The sequence below is a fragment of the Candidatus Falkowbacteria bacterium genome (assembly GCA_013336275.1).
In the GTDB taxonomy this organism is placed as follows: Bacteria; Patescibacteriota; Patescibacteriia; order Patescibacteriales; family GWE2-39-37; genus JAAXUA01.
Map to the genome: position 1 here is coordinate 68,645 of JAAXUA010000002.1, position 19,899 is coordinate 88,543.

At 47.3% G+C, this 19,899-nt stretch carries 12 protein-coding genes and 1 tRNA gene; all 13 read left to right on the top strand.

The features are described from left to right. Positions 1-37: 37 nt before the first annotated feature. The 13 genes from HGA34_01975 (at position 38) to HGA34_02035 (ending at position 19,881) form a co-directional block, all read left to right on the top strand. The gene (locus tag HGA34_01975) at positions 38-718 is read left to right on the top strand and encodes a hypothetical protein (GenBank protein NTW22296.1); all 681 of its coding nucleotides are present in this window, start codon (positions 38-40) and stop codon (positions 716-718) included. 35 nt (positions 719-753) lie between these two features. Beyond that, on the top strand, positions 754-9,180 hold the full coding sequence (locus HGA34_01980; protein NTW22297.1) for a hypothetical protein: 8,427 nt from the start codon (positions 754-756) through the stop codon (positions 9,178-9,180). 1 nt (position 9,181) lies between these two features. Then, entirely contained in the window at positions 9,182-9,766 is a 585-nt protein-coding gene (locus HGA34_01985) for a hypothetical protein (GenBank protein ID NTW22298.1), read from the top strand. Between the two features lie 9 nt (positions 9,767-9,775). Beyond that, positions 9,776-12,457: a hypothetical protein gene (locus HGA34_01990; GenBank protein ID NTW22299.1), complete on the top strand. Its 2,682-nt coding sequence runs from the start codon at positions 9,776-9,778 to the stop codon at positions 12,455-12,457. A 7-nt stretch (positions 12,458-12,464) separates the two neighbouring features. Beyond that, positions 12,465-13,550: a hypothetical protein gene (locus HGA34_01995; protein NTW22300.1), complete on the top strand. Its 1,086-nt coding sequence runs from the start codon at positions 12,465-12,467 to the stop codon at positions 13,548-13,550. Positions 13,551-13,557: 7 nt separating this feature from the next. Continuing rightward, positions 13,558-14,988: a hypothetical protein gene (locus HGA34_02000; GenBank protein NTW22301.1), complete on the top strand. Its 1,431-nt coding sequence runs from the start codon at positions 13,558-13,560 to the stop codon at positions 14,986-14,988. A 3-nt stretch (positions 14,989-14,991) separates the two neighbouring features. Then, positions 14,992-15,426, top strand: a complete 435-nt coding sequence (locus HGA34_02005) for a PrgI family protein (GenBank protein NTW22302.1) — start codon at positions 14,992-14,994, stop codon at positions 15,424-15,426. Between the two features lie 9 nt (positions 15,427-15,435). Next, positions 15,436-16,113, top strand: a complete 678-nt coding sequence (locus HGA34_02010) for a hypothetical protein (protein NTW22303.1) — start codon at positions 15,436-15,438, stop codon at positions 16,111-16,113. A gap of 73 nt (positions 16,114-16,186) precedes the next feature. Further along, complete coding sequence (locus HGA34_02015) at positions 16,187-18,034, top strand: DUF87 domain-containing protein (GenBank protein NTW22304.1); 1,848 nt, start codon at positions 16,187-16,189, stop codon at positions 18,032-18,034. 27 nt (positions 18,035-18,061) lie between these two features. Continuing rightward, positions 18,062-18,658, top strand: coding sequence for a hypothetical protein (locus tag HGA34_02020; protein ID NTW22305.1), 597 nt, complete (start codon positions 18,062-18,064; stop codon positions 18,656-18,658). Further along, positions 18,658-19,380: a ComF family protein gene (locus tag HGA34_02025; protein NTW22306.1), complete on the top strand. Its 723-nt coding sequence runs from the start codon at positions 18,658-18,660 to the stop codon at positions 19,378-19,380. Before HGA34_02020 ends, HGA34_02025 begins: the two co-directional genes overlap by 1 nt. 163 nt (positions 19,381-19,543) lie before the next feature. Next, positions 19,544-19,789, top strand: a complete 246-nt coding sequence (locus tag HGA34_02030; GenBank protein NTW22307.1) for a GIY-YIG nuclease family protein — start codon at positions 19,544-19,546, stop codon at positions 19,787-19,789. Positions 19,790-19,794: 5 nt separating this feature from the next. Further along, a tRNA-Ser gene (locus HGA34_02035) sits at positions 19,795-19,881 on the top strand. Positions 19,882-19,899: the final 18 nt, after the last annotated feature.

Sequence of the window (19,899 nt, forward strand, 5' to 3'; positions counted from 1 at the left end):
TTTGCTTGTGTTATAATAAGTGTATAAATATTTCCCCATGCTTGAGGACTCTAAGGAGGTCAACAATCCAGAGCTTGAGCCGATAGAACCGGCCCAAGCAGTGCGCCCTAGTATAAATAGAAACCAGAAGTTATTTCTGGCGATTTTGGTTTTAATCGGCTTTTCCATGATCGGACTCTGGGCAGCACAATTACGGCAAGGAATTGCCCAGCCATTCCAACCGAAAAATAGCCAAAATTCGCCCGAAAATAGTAACGTCACCAACAATAATACAACAGAACAGACAGACACGGACAACGATGGCCTTTGGGACGTCGATGAGCTTAATACCTATGGAACTTCGCCATATCTTGATGATACGGACGGCGACAACATCAGCGACGGCAATGAAATTAAGTCTGGCGGCAATCCGAATTGTCCCGAAGGCAAAAATTGCGAAGCGCCAACCGCTCCAGCCAGCGACGTGGCCTCATCTACGGCTTTGATAATGGATCAGAATGCGACGACCTCCCCGGCCGCTGCCCCTAAACAGACCCAGCCAGGAACGATATCGAGCGGCTTGTCCGATGAGGAGATGAAAAGTATGCTCGAGGGTAATATGAGCGCTGCCGCTTTGCGCCAAGCCTTGCTCAAATCAGGGGCAGATCCTAAGCTGTTGGAACAGTTGAGCGACGACGACCTGCTGAAGAGCTATAAGCAGTCCTTGACCAGCCAATAAATTCGAATTTTCAATAAGACGCGAAAATAACCATTATGCCAACCCCTAAAAAAAATGGTGCACTCAAGATTTCCATAATCTTCTTCCTATTGTTGGTGGGACAGTTTTTTGTCATAAGGGCGATTTTCGCCGCAGGTGCATTCCAGACGCCAAGTCTTGAAGTAAACCCAGCGTACAAGGCTGCCGACACTCAAGCGGAAGCGACCGTGCCTGACTTTTCAGCAATAAAAATACAAGCGCCAGAGCTCAAATACATCCCAGCTTTAAATAAAAAATACTCACTTTTGGCTCAAGATACCAACAAGGGTTTTTTTGAGCGTAAATTGGACCAGCTAACGTCTTGGTTTCAGGAAGACTTGTGGGAAGAGGTGATATTGGCTGGAGGGTCCAAAGCCCTGGGGTCGGCTATGCGTTCGGCTCTTAACACGATTGCCATGGACACCGCCACCTGGCTGGGTTCTGGCGGGAATGGACAGAAGCCGTTGTTTTACACCGAAGGCTGGGGCGCCTACCTGACCAACGTGGCCGATAATGCTGCTGGAACTTTTGTCGAACAGCTTGGCAAACAGAATGGCTATGCCAAGTTCAATCTTTGCAAACCGAATTTCGCCCTGCAGATGAAAATAGGTTTAGGTTTGGTCCAGTCAGTTAAGCCATCGGCTCCTGCCTGTACCTTCACAAAACTTGTCAGTAATTGGGAAAATGAGTTGACTAGTGAAGATTTTATGCAAAAGATACAATCTTCATTCGACCCGAATAATAACGACTTCGGAGTGGCTTTCTCTTTGCAGACGGGCATGTTCCAACAGATTGCTGAAGATAAATATTCAAAACTATTAACCCGAGAGGAGGGTCAAGGATATGTCAACGACCCAACGGGGAAGATTTCCGGCGCGCTGGGCATACCAATCGCATCAGAGGTTGAAAGAAAAAATGTTTTGGACTCTGGCATGAAGGCTAATGCAATTACCCAATACACTGGCTATGCGCTGGTTGACGCTGCCAACGTCTTTATTAATCAGCTTGCCGTAACGGCTTTTAATGAACTGATGAAAAAGCTGGGGGGTAAAAGCTATACTTCCAGCTATGGCAACTGGAATAGCCTGATCAGTAACTTTAGTGCCGGGCCAGACGCCACAATTGGCGGAGGTATTACAGCTACCAAGAACCAGCTCCGCAAGATTGTCGAACCGCAGTTCAATGTTCGCGGAGACTACAATATATTGTCCGAACTGAGCTCTTGTCCGAAACCGGACAGGGCAGGGCCGACCAACTGCGTTATCGATGAGAAGTTCAAGCAAGGCATTCTGGACAAGAAGACCGTGGCTGAAGCTGTCAGACTCGGTTATCTTAATGGTGAAAAGGTTGTTGGTTTTAGCAGCGATGGCGTCGAACCACGCTACACCGACGCTTATCCTTATAGAACTTTGCTTATCCTGCGCAAATTCCGCATCTTGCCAGTTGGATGGGAGATTGCCGCCCAGTATATTAGGGACAACCTTGATTCAACTAAGCCGAACGGAGTCGGTCCTAAAACCTTGGCTGATTTGATGGCTTGTTTTGATCAGAATGATGAATTTCCGGGCTATTTTGCCGCTTGGTGCCAGGGTCTAGTCGATCCGCACTGGCTCTTAAAAGCACCACTGAACTATTGCCGCCGAGAGGGGCCTGGTCCGGAAAACATCTCGGACGACGACTCGACCTTGGTCAGGAATGATAAATATTGCGCCGACGAGCAGTCTTGTATCAAGGAAAAGGCCGATGGTTCTTGTGAATACTATGGTTACTGCACCGAAGAGAGGCGTAAATGGAAGTTCAATACCGATTCCTGTGAACCTTTGTATAACACTTGCCAAACTTTTAAAAAGGAAGATGGCGCCTCGGTTTCTTATTTGAAGAATACTTTGGATTATAGCGGCTGCACAGTCGATAATGCAGGGTGTACTGATTATTGCACCGCGTATAATTTCTCAACCGGTAAATATTCCTGCACAGCGAGCTCTACTGGGAATAAGGTCTTTTTGGATAGAGATGCCCAGTCTTGTGATTCAAAATCAGAAGGATGCACCTCCTTTATTAGAGCCAGGGACGGTCTTGGAGCCAATCTTTTGTTGAATTCAAGCTTTGAGGAAGATTTGGCCAACGGCACCTGGAGTGCTATTGGCGCTACATCTTCCGATGCTTTTTCTGGGTTCAGCAGTTTGCTTTTGAACCCGGGCGTCATGACTAAGAATTTTAGCGCCGGACCAGGATTAGCTTATGTCGGCGGTGAATATAATGTAGAGGGTGAGTCTTATACGATTTCGCTTTATTCTAAGAACTGTCCTGCCGGCAGCACGATCTCGTTGAAAGATGGAGCCAATACAGAATCTGCATCGATCGAATCGGGCGGAACTTGGCAGTTATTCTCGTTATCACACGTCTTCTTAAGCTCCGGGCCGAGCTTCGATTTTGAATTCAATACACCTGCTGGTTCAAGCTGTCTGATTGACGCGATCAAGATGGAGAAGAGTATCGGTGCCACGCCTTATAGCGATTATGGTGCAACAGGTCTTATTACCGAGAAGTATGCACCGAGCTATCTTGGTTGCGACGGCGTTGCCGACCCAGCAGAGTGCAAGGATTTTGCACGAAGCTGCAAATTTGAAGAAGTCGGTTGCGAACTATATACCCCAACTAATGGGGGGCTGCCTGTTCCTGGCAAGGTCAAACCGGGTGATTACTGCGTAGCAGAGTGCGTTGGCTTTGATACTTATTTGCAATCGCAGACTACTTTTGATTCGTTGCGCCCCGATTACTTTATTCCTAAGACAGCCAAGTCTTGCAGTGCCGAGCTTAACGGTTGCGATCAGTTCACTAATTTAGATAAGCTGGGCAGTGGCGCCGAGGCGACAGAGTATTATTCATATCTCCGACAGTGCGTCACCTCCGGTGGCACCCAGTTCTACACTTGGGAAGGCTCGAACGAGACAGGTTTTCAGTTGAAAGTCGTAAGCCTTAAGGCTGATGACGACACAGATGATGTGCCTCTTGATTTGGATGGCAACCCGGTAACGCCCGACATCGCTGATTATGTTGGCGACCCAGCAGTTACAGGTACACGAGCGCTGGAAGTGGCAAAATGTAATGAGAAAATTTATCAATTGAAACAGACTGACCCCGGCTACAATCCTGATTGTCGCGAATATTATAATACTGCTGGTGTTAAATCGTACCATCTTTACAGTCAGACTATAAGCGAGGACTCCAACTGCCATCCTTATAGGCGAACCGAGGTCAATATCGACCCATCGATAACACTTCAAGCAGCTTGTGTCGGTGCTGATAAGAATTGGAATGCTTCCACCACTGAGTGTGCAGTTTGCATTAATGGTGGTGTTTGGAACGCGCAGCAGGGAGCTTGTATCTATCAAGCGATTCCGGGCCAAGGAACCCAGTGCTCGGCCGCCGCCAATGGTTGCCGCGAGTATACCGGAAATACAGGACAAACGGTCAAGATATTATCTAATAGTGATTTTGAAGATAGCACATTGCAGGGCTGGGCCAGCTTCAACGGGGCCGATGTTCCAATTTTGAGTACGGAGTCAATAAATATGGGCGGACATTCGCTTTATGTTAAGACAACTGCGAATAACCAGGGCGTAGTTTTGGCCATGCCGACTTCGACTATGCTTACCGGCAGTTCATATGCCATAACTTTGATTGCTAAGACTAGGACGCCAGTCAATCTCAAGGTCCGTTCAACTAATGCAGCCGCGGCCAATGTCGATTTCATCGGCATTGGGGCGCTTACTGCCGATTGGCAGATGTATCGAGCAAACCTTTCTGACATGACCGTTATTGACCCCATTAATCTGATCATCGAAGCCGATGTGCCGGCCGAGTTCTTTGTCGACAACATCAAGCTCTCCGAAATTTCCAACAGGTTCTATTTGCTTAAGAACTCCTGGAACACCCCCGAGACCTGCAATCAGGACCTGAACAAAAAGCCTTATCCTTTATATATGCTTGGTTGTAACGAGTATAAAGATAGGGACAATCTAACGTATTATCTGAGATCGTTTTCATATTTATGCAAGGATGATGCGATCGGTTGCGAGCTGATGGTTGATATTCATAATTCAACTAATCCAAAATCAGAAAACTTCAATACCGGCACGGCTCAGACAGAAGATGACCTCACGGTTTTGGCTGATAATTATATTTATGCAGTTTATGACAAGAAAAAATTATGCAAATCCGAAGATGTCGGTTGCCAGCGCTTGGGCAAGCCATATGACTATTCCGGCGAACGCCTCCACTCGGATGTCTATCTGAAAAATAATCCGGACAATTACAAGACTGCGATGTGCGACTATCCTGGATTGAGCTGCGATGAGTATTCTTCTGATGATAGCGTAAGCTATTTCAAAAACCCTTACGACCTGGCTTGCGAATGGCGTCCCGGACCGAAAAATGTCTATAGCTGGTACAAGAAACGAGTTAATCGTTGCGACGTCAATAATGATGGAAGCGGTGAAGGGGCGTTGTGCGCAGATAATGCCGGTTGTTCCGCGGCTCCTGGCTATGTCGGTGTTGCGTGTACGCAGAGCAGCCAGTGCAACCCCGCCACCCCAGCCCCGCAAAACAATGTCTGTGACAAGGGAGTCTGCCGGTCTGCTTGCAGCGAGGACAGGGTCGACCATCTGTGTTCAACCGACTTCGGAATCAATCCCAAGACCTTCGGAATCGGAACCGGCCAGCGTACCTCCCAGCCGACACGCGATGTCGGGGGTACCAATTGGGTTGGCCTCTGTCCAGCAGAAGAGTCGAGCTGCACAGAATTGGTTGATCCGAAAAGTAGCTTTAACCAGAATTTAATCTTTAACAATGATTTTGCACAGAACATAAATCTGGCCGATGAGCCTAATCGTGATGGTTGGCCGGGAAATGTCCAGGGTGTCAAATTGGATGCTAACACTCTTTATATCCTGAGCGGAACCGGTAATGCTGGAAGCAGCGTGACTGTTGGCAACTGCACGTCGGCTTCAGGCGGGTCTAATGTCAGTCTTCTGAGCGCCAACACCAACACATTAAACGCTCCACAGGCTGCTATTACTCTTAATTTGGGGGCAAATCCAGTTAAGACGAGCCTAGCCTTCTATTCTAATAATTCAATCAAATGCCAGATTAGCATCGTGCCGGCTGGCGTGGTCACTAATTTGGACCTGGGGCTCTATAAAGCAGCTGTCGATTATCAGCTAGACAAAGGTCTTGATGCAACGGGCTGTAATGGCTTAGTTGATCAAAGCCAAGGTTGCGTTTTGTTCAACAAACGCAGTCAGGATGGAGCATCTGTTTTGAACCTCAATTATGACGCTGATACTAGCAGCAGTACACCTTCGATTAACGCCGGATTAGAAAGGGATTCCAATGTTCTTCTGAAAGTAGCCCCAGACCGCATTTGTGACAAGTGGCTGTCTTGCCGATCATCAGTCACCCTAAAAGATCAGGATGGAAACGACAAAAATGTATGTCTGGATATCGCCCTTTGCAATCAATTCGGGTTTGATGGCGGCTGTAACGGCACCATTAGCAAGGACAGGAATAATCAGACTTATAATTATCCCAATCTTGGCGGCGGCTTGCTAAGCGCAAGCCAGGTCGGCAATATCAGCGGCTATGCGAAGGTCGGTAAAAATCAGGCCGGACAGACAGATGCTCAGATTCCTTTCGGCTCGATGATCCAATACGGTGCAGCAGCCAATGTATATAATGGCAACATGGAATTGGCTGGCGATGATGGCTATCCTGTTGGTTGGAAATATTATAATTCGAATGACGTTTGGGATGAAAAATCTTTCAAGGTGATCAATACGGTAGCAGGGGTCCAGAATGAAGGTGTTGGCAGCGCTCCTGAAGGCAACGGCATATTGAAGTTGGGTGTCAGGCACGAAATTACGTCTAACTCATTTACGGTCAAGGGCGGAGAGTTTTATGTCTTGCAGACCATGGCAAATACGGCCAGGCTGAAGGGTGATGACAACGCGGATCGGGTGCATATGCGATTTTTCTGTACGGATAATGCCATGATTGAAATCCAGATGGACGACAGGCAAATACTCCCCGGTGAGTTGTGGCACCAAGTAATGTCGCCCAGAGTGCAGATTCCGAACAATTGTTCCAGAGCATCGGTCCGTTTCTCAGCAGATAATGGCATGGAGGGCAATTTCTTTGTCGACGATGTCAAAGTTAAACCGGTGTTGGAGTCTCGTCAGAATGAATATACATCCCAGTCTTGCCGCCTATACCCTAAATCTGAGGCGAAGTCTTGCCAGTATCAGGACTCCATGGGCATTAGATATAATGGCTGGTATGGCTACTGCTTGGAAAAAGACCGTTACCCAGGCTCTAAGGATGCCTGCTTGCTTTGGTGGCCAGTAGACAAGATTAACGGTGATCCATTCAGCAAAGAAAATACCTTTAAGGGTTACGATGGCAAATTCCCAGCTTATTATTGCGCAGAGCTTGATGGTAATTATCGCTATGTTGAGAAGCGCTCGGCCGCAATGGTGTTGCACCAGACTTCAAGCAAGGCTTGTTTTTGGGGAAATTTCTTCAATGCCTTGATTCTCGGCGCGACCGGAGGCTGGTCAATTTTAGGCGGCTTCGACATCTTGGGATACAATGGCACCTCGGCCTCTGGTGGACCCTACTGTCCGACCGGAGCGGGCTACCTGACCCAGACAGCGAAAGTAGATTGCAGCTGCGGTTTTTGGGATACGGACTGTACTCAGCATTATTATACCTATTGTTTGCCAGCATCGAGGAAATATGTTGTCAGCAATGCTGGCGAGACTAATAACGAGTGGTCTGGCGGAGCCTGGTATCAATTCAACGGCAGCCTGCTCAAGTGGCAAGGGCTGGCTGGTCCGGTGACAACCGAAATCGATAATAGTGTAAAAATTCTTGATATGAGCAAGGCTGTGGCGGGCACTAGCGATGGCGAGTTGGTTGATCCGAGTAAATATGACTTCCTGCCATGTAAGAAGTTCTATCAGACCGTCAGCGAGACCGGGGAAAACAAGGTTTGGCTTGGCCGGTTAGGTGAGGATTCGAGATATTCTCCGCTTGGTCTCGGCTACCAATTCAAGCAGGATGATGCACCCTTCGGTTCAGCTGTGCCGCCAAGCCCCGAAGACAATCCGTATGATTGGGATGGCCACTCTAAGACCGGCCGTCAACCGATTTCATTCAAGTTGCCGGAAAGTCAGGAAGTCAGGGCTGGCTCGCCCTATGCCTGTACTGGTGCAAAGTGTTCCCAGGTTGGTCATTGCGCCGATAGCGGCAGAACTTGTGTTTCATTAACCACTGTTACAGAACCTATTGATTTATGCGCAACCCTAGGAGCCGCCGGTACCGTTTCTGGCGCCGCCTACGCAACTCCAAATCTTTGTTATACGGCTGAAAATACTCAGGTAGTTCCAGTGAATGTTATGTCAACTGAGTGTACTAGGATTGCCACCGGCCTTGCCTGTACTCCTCAGAGTACAGCTGGCTGTAACTGCATATCGCAGCCTACTGGCTTGCCTGGTCCTGCTCCTGCAAATGCTACAATTTGCCGAAATGCTGCCAGTGCCTACTGCGACCCGGGTGTTTGTAGCGGTCCTGTGGGAGCGGCGTCCTGCAACACTGTGGTTATAGGCGTGACCAACGTTACCACAGCCGCAGCTGGCGGCCCCTCTGACAACTTGGCAATGATTTACCCGTCGTCAGCCTCGACAACCAACCCAAATGCCAGAACCTGGACCTCACCGGAGTATGCCTGTGAATATGGCGAAGAGTGTGTAATCACGCCGCAGCCAGATTGGCCAGTAGCAGCTCCTCAGGTTGCCAGAACAGCAGCTCAGACCTACCCGGCCTTGGAAAATTTGAAGCGCATGTTCGCTAAGAATTATGGCGTGTGGGTTTGGAATCCTGCTACTAAACATTATGAGAAAGATAACAATCCGGTTGAAAATTGGGACATCAACAACGATCCAGCAGCAGGTTTCTGCGCCTCCCCAAGACCAGCCTGGGTTCCTGCCGTGACCAATGACTATTGCCGCATCAGACCTACAGTCGACAATGTGCTGGTAGATAAGAGTGTTGTTCACAAGGGGGATAATGTCATATTGACATTCAATTCCCATGTTGACGTCAACCAACTGCCAGTCGTATATTACAAGATTGTTTGGGGTGACGGAAAGCCTGATACGGTTGTTACGGGTGAATTCAGCGATCGACCGAACGCTAATAACCCCCATGTTGTCACGCATCGCTATGAATATAATGATATCCAAGGCTGCTCGACCGATCCTTGCGGTGACACTAATGGCGATGGTGTGTCTGATACATTAAGGCCGACAGTTATTCTGATGGATAACTGGGGCACTGAAAGCCTCACCGCAACAGGTCCTGTGGTATCGGTATTCTCGAATTAAGATGTTAGAATTAAATCAACAACAAGCGGCGTTGGATTTGCGTTTGGCGCAAGCGGCTGAGCGTAACAGTGTCGAGCCCGAGGAGTCAGTTGTTGAACGACCGGAGATGTCATTGCGCCAAAGGCGTCTGTTGGCCAAAAAACAAGAAGATCAAATCAGTAAGGTCGCAGCCAACAAGCTGTCCAGTGGAGGTGGGGAAACGGCAAGTCAAGGCGTTAAATTCGCTACCGCCAGGCTGCTGCGCGCTGCCTGGATGAGCGAAGGCACGATCGTCGGCTTTCTTCTGGGGCTGGTTTACATCAATATCCACGTTTTTCTGCGCATGGTGCTTGGTCCGAATATGTTTTGCAAGCTTGGCGAGGAGTGGTCGCTTGGCAAGACGGGGACAGCTGGCAAGACCGCCAGTACCGGGTTGTTTTTGGTTGAAGCGATGCAGCTTATCCTTTTTGATTTGTTGATTTTGGCCATATTGGCTTTCGTCTGTTTCTGGCTTTACTTACTAGCCCAACTTATCACGAGTCCATGGGAAACGATACAGCAAAACGGGTGGGAATTTTTCAAGTCATTGTGGGACTTAATGAGATAACACGACAAAATGAAAAAAGCTATAAAAAAGTTGAAAGATCATAAAATCAAGGCAGTCGTTTTTCTTTTGTTCTGTGCTTCATTATTCTTGGGACAGCATGTTTATGCTGTCTCTGGTGAGGATAAGTTGAGTACGGTTTTTGGCGCAGTCGGCGTTGCCGTTACTACGGTTGTGGGTATTTTTGCTTATTTGCTAACCACCGTTTTCGGCCTGGCCTTAACGGCCATGGCAGCCCTCTTGGTCCAGGTTGCTCTGTACAGCGACATAATCAATGTTCCGGCAGTTAGGGAGGGGTGGGTCATTATCCGTGATTTGTGCAATATGTTCTTCGTGCTGATTTTCTTGATCATCGCTTTTGCGACGATTTTGCGAATAGAGAATTACAGCGCTAAACGGCTGTTGCCCAAGCTGATTATAATGGCTATCTTGATTAATTTTTCCAAGACTATTTTCGGCTTGTTGATTGATTTTTCACAGATCGTCATGTTGACCTTTGTGGTCGCCTTTAAGAATGGGGGCGGCTGGTTCATGGATGCGTTCAGAGTGCAGAAGTGGTATTCCTTTAACATGAACGATAAGGACTCGAGCGCGGCTACTCAATGGGGAACTGTCGTTGCTATGGTTTTGTCCGTATTTGCAGCTGCTGTTGCATTGATAATGGTGATGGTCATTCTTGCGGTTCTAGTTATACGTATTGTCATGCTTTGGATTTATACTATTTTATCACCTTTTGTGTTCCTGGGCTGGGCCTTCCCGCCAGTCGGCAAATATACCGAACAGATTTGGACTGACTTCATTAAGCAGCTTATTGTCGGTCCTGTGCTGGCTTTTTTCCTGTGGCTAGCATTGGCCTTTGGAACAGCAAGTTCCAGCACCATGTCATTATCGGCCAGCAGCACAGAGGTTTGCGCCGGCGTTAGTGGTATGTTTTGTACAGGTGAATTACAGAAGTTTATTATCATGCTTGGCATGATGGTGGGTGGGCTTATTACTGCCCAATCTGTGGGTGGCGCAGGCGCCAAGGCTGTCAACTGGGGCACTAATAAGATTAAGAGCGGTCAGGCCTGGGCTGGCAACAAGTTTAATCGTGGCTTCCAAGATGTAACCCGTATCAGCGCTGCAAAGGAGTACTATTCACAGTACCGAGCCTCTAAAGAGGGTGCCAGAACGGAAAAAATTCAGCTGCAGGCCAATCAGATGGCTTATGGTGTTGGCAAAGCAAAAGAAATGACAGTTGGCAAGGTGAGCGGTTTTGCAACTGAGCAGTGGGGTAGATTCGGCGGCAATAGTGCCAAGAAATTGCGTGACACCAACAATAAGGATCGGGTTAAGATGCAAGAACTGAATGAAGGCAAGGGCTTGGCATTTGAAAAGGCAAAAGATCGCCTTGCATCTAACATGATGAGTCAACGTACGGTGACCATAGGTAACGAAAGGTATGGCCGGACCGGGACGGGCTGGACTGATAATACTGGGCGCTATTTTGAGGACGGCGCAATAAAAGAGAAGCTTATTAAGACTGACCAATTCAAGGCTCAGTTAACTCCAGTGATACAACAAAGGCAGGCTACTCTTCAGCGGCACATGGATCGTCGAGAGTCTTTGGCTCAGTCTGCTCAAGCTAGACAGAAGAGATTTGATCGTTTGGGTAAACTCGGCTTAGCCGCAACACTTGGTGCGGCTACCGGCGGTGCAGCCCTAGCTGGCGGCGCCTTGGCAGCTTCAGCTGGTCTTGGTGCGGTAGCTGCTGCCCCGATGGCATATGGATCACTTGGTGAAATGGGCAAAAGGTTCAAGGGCGCTGGCAAGACTGACGGCAATTTAGTTTCTAAATTTAGAATTGAACAGATTACTAAGGCCAAGGGAGACATGAAGGATGATAATCACGGCACTGTTTTGGCAAATATCAATGATGAAAGCAAGAGTGCTTTTGTTAGGCTGGCAGCTGTCATGGAAGCAATGGACCGTCATTTGCTCAGCCAACAGGACGTTAACAGATACCGCAACATATTCCAAGGAAAATTAGGAGGACCGAATGTCGCTCCAGATGCTGCAGCTCAGCCATGGGCCGACAAGAAAATCAACAGCCGTTTCGAAGCTATTGTTGATAAGAATTATAAAGGCGCTAGTCTCGGATGGCACACTGCCCAAGACCAAACTCCAGGAAAACAGGATGATGCACGCAGGGCTCAGCTTTCGATTCAGGATGATTTTGCAAGTGGCGACGTCAAGTTAAAAGATCTGGGTGTGGATGCCTTGCGTGACTCAATAAATCAATTGGCCTTGGGCATGAAGAATGGGCAGTTCGTTAAAGAGTATAAAGATCTTAACCCTGCCAAACAGCAAGCGCTTATCGATGCTCTTGATAGAAATACTACTTATGAGGCAAAGGCAAAACTGGCTTTTGTAACGAATATCCAAAGAGCCTTTAGAAATGATCAGGCTGGGGCAACACGATTCATGCAAGGTTTGAGCGTCAAGCAAATCAAGGAAATATTCGAAGAGGAGTCTGACCCTGCGAAAACCAACGCCATAAGATCAGCGGTCGGGGGTGATCAGAATAATCTTTCGCAAAACGTCAGGCTTTATATCAATGGCAACAGTGCTGCGGCGCAGCAGATGAGAGCCGATCTGGGAGTCGGACAACCTGCTGCTCCGAACCCGCCTCAAAATCAGAATCAGATTCCTTAATAAAAATATGAATACAAATATCTCTAATTTTTTCAGCAAGATTTCTAAATATCCCGAAGAGGTCCAGTTTTATTTTGAATCGAAGTCACTGGTGATAGCGGTGGCAGATTTAGCAGAAAAATATAATCTTGCAGCAGGTTCATTAAATGAATTGATGTTGGATTTAGCGGTCGATGATTTTGACTTGGCAAAGTTGCCAAAAAAAATAGAATCAAAATTTTTTTCAGCCGTTGGGGAGAAGCAGGGTGATTTATTGAGAGATTTTTTTGGGGTTTTATTGCTGCCCTTATCTGCATTTTTAAAAAATGTAAATATAAAGCAGGAATTTGCTAAAATTGGAGGTCATGAAGATGAGTATGCGATTTATCTTGAGGAGTTCAATAATGAATTAGAAGAAGAGCTGCTGGATGCTTTGGATGAGTATATGGATGAATATGAAAAAACTATTGATTTAAAAAGCGAAGCTTCAGCTTCATTGGAACTTTTTTCCTTCAATTTTGTCGACGTGATAAAATCTAGCTCATCTGAAACCTTGTCTTCGCTCAATGCCGGACTGATTTATCTTTTAAATCATCAGGCAGATTTTAAGGATGAGTTAGTCAAACGACTTGTTACAAACCAGGAGAGGTTGACAGCAAGCAACATTAATATTGACGGGAAGGCAGTTGAGCCGAGTATAGCTAATTGGATAAAGGATTTTATACAGAAGAATGGCAGTAGTTATTTCAATAATATTTCTCTGACTGAGTATCTTACAAATTCTGAGAATACCAAGCAGCTTTCAGGTCAAGAAAGAACTTTGCTCGGTGACGTTTTTGAAACTTACAGAAATTTGAAGTTTTTCCCCCAAAGCATGGAAGCTTTGCCTGCACATAAGTGGGCTATCGTGCCACATAACCGCCCCGAACAGAAGAAGGCAAGCCTGGCTAAACGAGTTGAAGTGATTAAGAAAAATGAAAATGTACCGCTCATTACGGAAGAAAAAAAAGAACAGACAAGGGCAGAGGAGCTTAAGAAGATGTCTGAATCTTTTCCGCCCAATAGCCTCGAACGGCGGGCTATTGAGCAGGAAATTGCAAGTTTGAATAAATAAAACAATTATGAGTTTCGATTATTTGAGAAAATTCAACGAGCTGCCGGCCGAAGTCAAGGCGGCGGCTTCTTCGCCTGAAGCGATGGCTTCTTTGGATGAATTGGAAGAGAAGTACCACGTCAACCTGGCCAGCTTGGTCATGCGCATCCTGGTCAAGGAGGTCAGATTGGCCGAATTAGACAATCATTTATTGATAGATTTGAAGATGGGTCCGGCCGAGGCGGTCGCAGTTGCTGCCGCCCTAAGGGAGAAGATCCTGTCGCCAGCAATGAAATATCTTATGACCGAGAGCCCGACTCCAGTGGCTAAAGGACAGGAATTGGTTGAAATCGAGCACAATCTTCCTGACGCTCCAGCCAATCATAGCCATGCCGAGGAGGAGGTTTTGGATCTTTCTCAGGAATTGAAAGAGCTTAATCGGGAAAAGACTTTACAGCTAGACCTCAAGACCGGAAGACAGGATGATATTTTCAATGAAGAAGATGAAACGGAAATTAAAGTTCTGACAGAGCAGATGGATGTCATTGAAAAACCGGCCACGGACCCGACCGAAGAAAATCTATCCAAGCTGATCGAAGAGTGTAAGATCAGTTTTTCCAGCCAAATCCTAGTCGACCGTTTCAGGCAGATATTCAGCACCTATTTGAAAGGCATTCGGAAGAAGATTGAGACTAAAGATGCCATGCTCAAGCCGATTGAGGCGGGTGGGCTGAATCTTGATGATGCGGAAATAGAACGCATCATGCAGCTGGCCCAGAAGTACGTGGCGGTCGATGGAGATGCAAAAATGGAGCAACCGAAAAAGATAGTATTGCCTGAGGACAAGCTGGCTTCCGACAGAATGGCCGTGCTAAAGGAGATTGGAGCTCGTGATGTTGAGTACGACTTAGGCAAAGCGATAGAGGAGCGCAAGAATCAGGCTCAGCCGAGTGATGGCCAAAAGGCGCAGGCAGAGACGGCAGCACCTCAACCAGCTCCCGCCGCACCAGTAGCGGCAACAATCCAGTTAAAACCTCAACTGCCCGCCGAACCGGCCAAAAAGACATTCTCGTTTTTTCGCAATTCTGATGCCATCGGCAAAAAGAAGATGGAAGACGTCAAATTCGTCCCCAAGACTATGGGTCCGATCGATGAGCTGCGCTTCATGGATACCGTGAGCTTTCGTCGATTGGGCAAGGTGGCGGCTGAAAGTACAGCTAAGCTCAGGGACAAAATTACTCTTTTGGAAAAAGAGCAATATGCTAAAAAGTTAGAGGGCATCAAGGCTTGGCGGCAAAGCCCGTTGAATCAGCTGTATGTCTCAATGACGCAAAATGCGCTAAGTCAAGGGTTGAGTATCGACCAGGTAATCACCCAGAAAAGCCAGGCCAATGAGGACTGTTTGAATCAGGCCGAGTTTGAGGCTATAATGAAGTTAAATCAAGAGTTAAGATTCTAGGGTATGCAACAATTCACGGTACCTCAGTTTATCGATGTTGAAGATAAGATTATCGGCCCGATTACCACGCGCCAATTCGTTATTATCCTGGCATCATTTTTGATTATCGCTTTGTGTTACAGATTGTTTGATTTTTCAGCCTTCATTTTTTTCGGAATAATTATTTTTGCAATTATGATTGTGCTGGCATTCGTGAAGATCAACGGCCGACCGTTTCATTTTTTTATGTTGAATGTCATCCAGACCTTCAAGCGACCAAAGACCAGAATCTGGCTCAAGGACGAAAGCGTCGAATCTTCGGTCGAAGCAGAAGATCCTTCACTTAAACGGTTCGAACCTGTTCCGGTCAAGGAGTACACTTTGGGCGGTTCCAGGCTGGATGAGATGTCATTGATCGTCGATACGCAGGGCGCTTACCGAGGCGAAATCAGAAAATAAAAAGCAATTATGGAAAATAAGTTAGCAACAGGCAAAATAAATAAATCGACGCAGCACTATCTAGACATAGCGGAAATACGCGATGATACGGTAATCATGAAAGATAGCACCATGCGTTCGGTGCTGCTGGTTTCCAGCATAAACTTCTCCCTGAAGAGCGAAGATGAGCAGAACGCCGTCATTTCGTCTTATGTCAGTTTTTTGAATAACATCGATTTTCCTGTCCAGATCGTAATCCAGTCACGTGAGCTGGATATAGAGAAATACCTGAACAGCCTTAAGCAGAAGGAGAAGGAGCAGACCAACGAGCTTTTGAAGATTCAGATCAACGACTATATCCAGTATATCGGCGAACTGATTTCCATCGGCAAGATCATGAGCAAGCGATTTTACGTGGTAATCTCGTTCAATCCGCTATCGGATAAGCAGAAGGGTTTCTTTAGTTCGATGAAAGAGGCATTCAAGCCGGTTAATCTGGTCAAAATGAAACGGGAAACCTTTTTGCGACGCCGCCACGAGCTGACCCGCCGGGTTGATAACGTGATGAGCGGCTTGGCCTCAATCGGCCTCAAGTCCGTAGAATTGGACACGCAGAGCCTGATAGAGCTTTACTACAATACTTACAATCCGGTCGTCTCGGCTCATGAGAAGCTGGTCGACGTTAAAAAATTGCGTGTAACAGAATAGCATGTTCAACTTAAACGATGTAAAAAACCAAAATACCCAGCAACCAGGGCAGGCTGCCGCGCAGAAGCCGGTTATGCCTGTGGTTGACCCCAAAGAATCGAAAGAGGCTCGCGACATTATCGAACAGGAAAAGGCTTTTCGTCGGGGTGTCGTTTCGATTCGTGACCTTATCGCCCCTGCCAGCTTCCAGATAAATTCAGACTATCTCCGTTTGGGCGAGAAGTATGTTCGTACCTTGTTCGTCATCAATTATCCCCGCTACATCAGTGTGGGCTGGTTTTCCCCCATCATCAACCTGAATTCAACCTTCGATATCGCTATGTTTTTTTATCCGGTGGCGGCCGGCGTAGTCTTAAAGCAGCTAAAGAACAAGGTAGGCGCCCTGGAGGCCCAGATTATCGCTGATGCGGAAAAGGGAGCCGCCCGCGACCCGTTGCGTGAAACGGCCTTGCGCGATATCGAGGCTTTGCGCGATGCCTTGACCCAGGGAACTGAAAAGTTTTTCCAATTCGCCCTGTACGTTTCCTTGTACGCCGATTCTAAGGAGGAGCTTGATAACCTCTCTGATGAGATAGAGAATATTTTCGGTTCGCGGCTGGTGTATTCCCGCCGGGTTTTTTTCCAGGCTGAGCAGGGATTCAATTCAACCATGCCTTTGGGCAATGACGAGCTATTCATCTGCTTTAACATGAATTCATCGCCGGTCGCTTCATCTTTTCCTTTTATGTCCTCGGAGCTGACAACGGACAATGGCGTCCTTTACGGTATTAACCGCCATAACAACAGCTTGATTTTATTCGATCGTTTCAGCCTGCAGAACGCCAATTCGGTCGTGTTTGCCACCTCAGGTTCGGGTAAGAGCTATACCGTCAAGCTTGAGATATTGCGCAGCTTGATGGTCGGTACGGATGTGATAATCATCGACCCGGAGTATGAATATAAGCACCTTTCAGATGCTGTCGGCGGCACTTATATCAACATTTCCTTGTCTAGCGAAAACAAAATCAATCCTTTCGATTTGCCGCGCTCCATCGGCGGTGACGCTAGAGCTGAGGACATCATCCGCAGCGCGGTCATAACGGTCAAAGGCCTGTTGAAAATCATGTTAGGCACCTTGACCAACGAAGAGGATTCAATAATCGATAGAGCACTTTTGGAAACCTATGCCAAGAAGGATATCACGCCTGACGCCGATCTTTCCAAGGTCGAGTCGCCGATTTTGCAGGACTTTCAGGATATCCTTGAGGGCATGGAGGGCTCGTCTGACTTGGTTGTTCGTCTGAAAAAATATACCGAGGGCACTTTCGCCGGTCTTTTGAATAACCCGACCAATGTCAAAATGGATAACCAACTGATCTGTTTCTCTGTCCGAGACCTTGAAGACGAATTGCGGCCGATGTCCATTTATACGATCATCAACTATATCTGGAATATCGTCCGCTCAGAAACCAAGCGCCGCATTTTGGTAATTGACGAAGCGTGGTGGATGATGCAGCATGAGGATTCGGCGAAGTTCATTTTCGCTCTGGTCAAGCGCTGCCGTAAATATTATCTCGGTGTCACTACGATCACCCAGGATGTCAATGACTTTTTGCGCTCTCCCTATGGTCAGGCCATCGTGACCAACTCGTCGTTGCAGCTTCTATTGAAGCAGTCGCCGGCCTCGATCGAGATGATCCAAAAAACTTTCAGCCTGACTGAGGGCGAGAAATATCTGCTGATGGAGTGCGGCGTGGGCGAGGGGATATTTTTTGCCGGACCGCGGCATGCCGCCATCAAGGTTGTGGCTTCATACACCGAAGACCAGCTAATCACCACTGACCCGAAGCAGCTCTTGGAGATCGAGGAGGCTAAGCGTGAATTCGCGGCAAGCAATGATGCCGGATCTTCACAGCCGCAGGACATGGATATTGATTTATAATAACCGCGCTTCGGCGCAACCAAACATATGGATCGTCGATTTATTGGCTTTTTCTTTATCGGCCTGGGGGTCATCATATTGATCCTGATAATTTATTTCCTGTTTTTCTTCAAGTTCAACAAGCCCGCGGCCGAAACTCCTAAGCCAGAACCGGCCAAGGAACAGCCGGTCGTCAAGACCGTAGTCGAGCCCCCGAAAATTATCGATGCCAGGCCAGTTACTAAAGCGGAGCTTGATCAAGAGGGGATCAAGCGTCTAGCTGCCAGTTTTGCCGAGCGTTTCGGCAGCTATTCCAGCCACTCCAATTTTCAGAATATGGATGACTTGAAGCTGTTCATGACAGACAAGATGAAGGCCTGGTCTGAGGACTTCGTTAAAACACAGGCCTTGAAACAGGCCGGCAAGACCGACTACTACGGCATTACGACCAAGGCTATAACCAAGAAGATGGTGGAGTTTGATGAGGCGAAGGGCGTGGCCAAGGTTTCAATTCAGTCGCAACGAAGGGAAACAATCGGCCAGGCCGGAGCGCCGGTCAGTTTTGGGCAAGCTATTGAAATTACTCTTTTGAAGCAGGGAGGTACCTGGAAGGTGGATCAGGCGTATTGGAAAGATAGGCAATAATGTGCAGGCTTGAGATATTGAAAAACAAGATTTCGATTCTCGGATCTTGTTTTTTTGATGCCATTTTTCCAAAACGATGTGCGGGCTGCGGCAAGCAAGGTGAATGGCTGTGCAAAGCCTGTTCTGGCATATTATTTTTCCGGCCGCAGCAGGATTGCCTGGTTTGTGGCCAACCGAACCAGGATGGCGGCAAATGTACCCATTGCGCACCCTTGGCACACAGCAGACGGGTGTTGTGCGCCTTCAGCTATCATCAAGATATACCCGTGAGGCTGGTAAAAATATTCAAATATGATTTTGTAAGATCTGCGGACCAGGTTCTTGGGACTCTGATGGCGGATTTTTTGGCGAGACAGGACAATATTCCCAAGGAGTTGCTAGTTTTGCCCGTTCCACTACACGGCAAGCGTCATCGTTGGCGGGGTTATAATCAATCGGCGTTATTAGCTGAAGCCATAGCTAGCTATTTCGGCTGGAGCTATGATAGCGGTATCTTATTCCGTCATAAGGCCACAAAGCCTCAGGCGAAAATGGAATCAAGCGCGAGGTGCCTTAATGTTGATGGCTGCTTTTCTGTCAGATCCGGTTTGAATTTGAAAGGATTAAGGGTGATGCTTGTCGATGATGTAGTTACGACTGGCGCCACAGTCGAGTCCTGCGCCTTAGTCTTGAAACGAGCTGGAGCCAAATCTGTCGATGTCTTAGCACTGATCAGGGGATAGGCGAGACGTGGCTTGGAGGGTTTACAAAAAGAGTGGTATATATTAGAATGTGTATATCGCTCAATAACCAAGAATTTTGGTTATTTTTGTGTAAAAATAGCAAAAAAAGGAGAGGTGCCTTCCGCCCAAGGCGGACCCGCCTTGGGCGGGGAGTGGCTGTTTTATGTACTATGTCTATATACTAAAAAGTAGAAGGAACGGAAAGCTTTATAAAGGCTTTACTAATGATTTGAAGAGAAGAGTTTCGGAACACAATTCTGGCCATTCAGACTTTACCAGAAATAATGGACCTTGGGATTTGGTGTATTATGAAGCTTTCCTGAGCAAAGATGATGCAAGAAAAGAAGAGCAGTTTTTAAAAACTGGCAAAGGAAGAGAACGAATAAAATACTTGTTATCAATAGATTAAATTTTGGAGAGGTGCCTGAGTGGCTGAAAGGGGCACCCTGCTAAGGTGTTAGACTAGAAATAGTCTCGAGAGTTCGAATCTCTCCCTCTCCGCACAAACAAAGAAGCCGC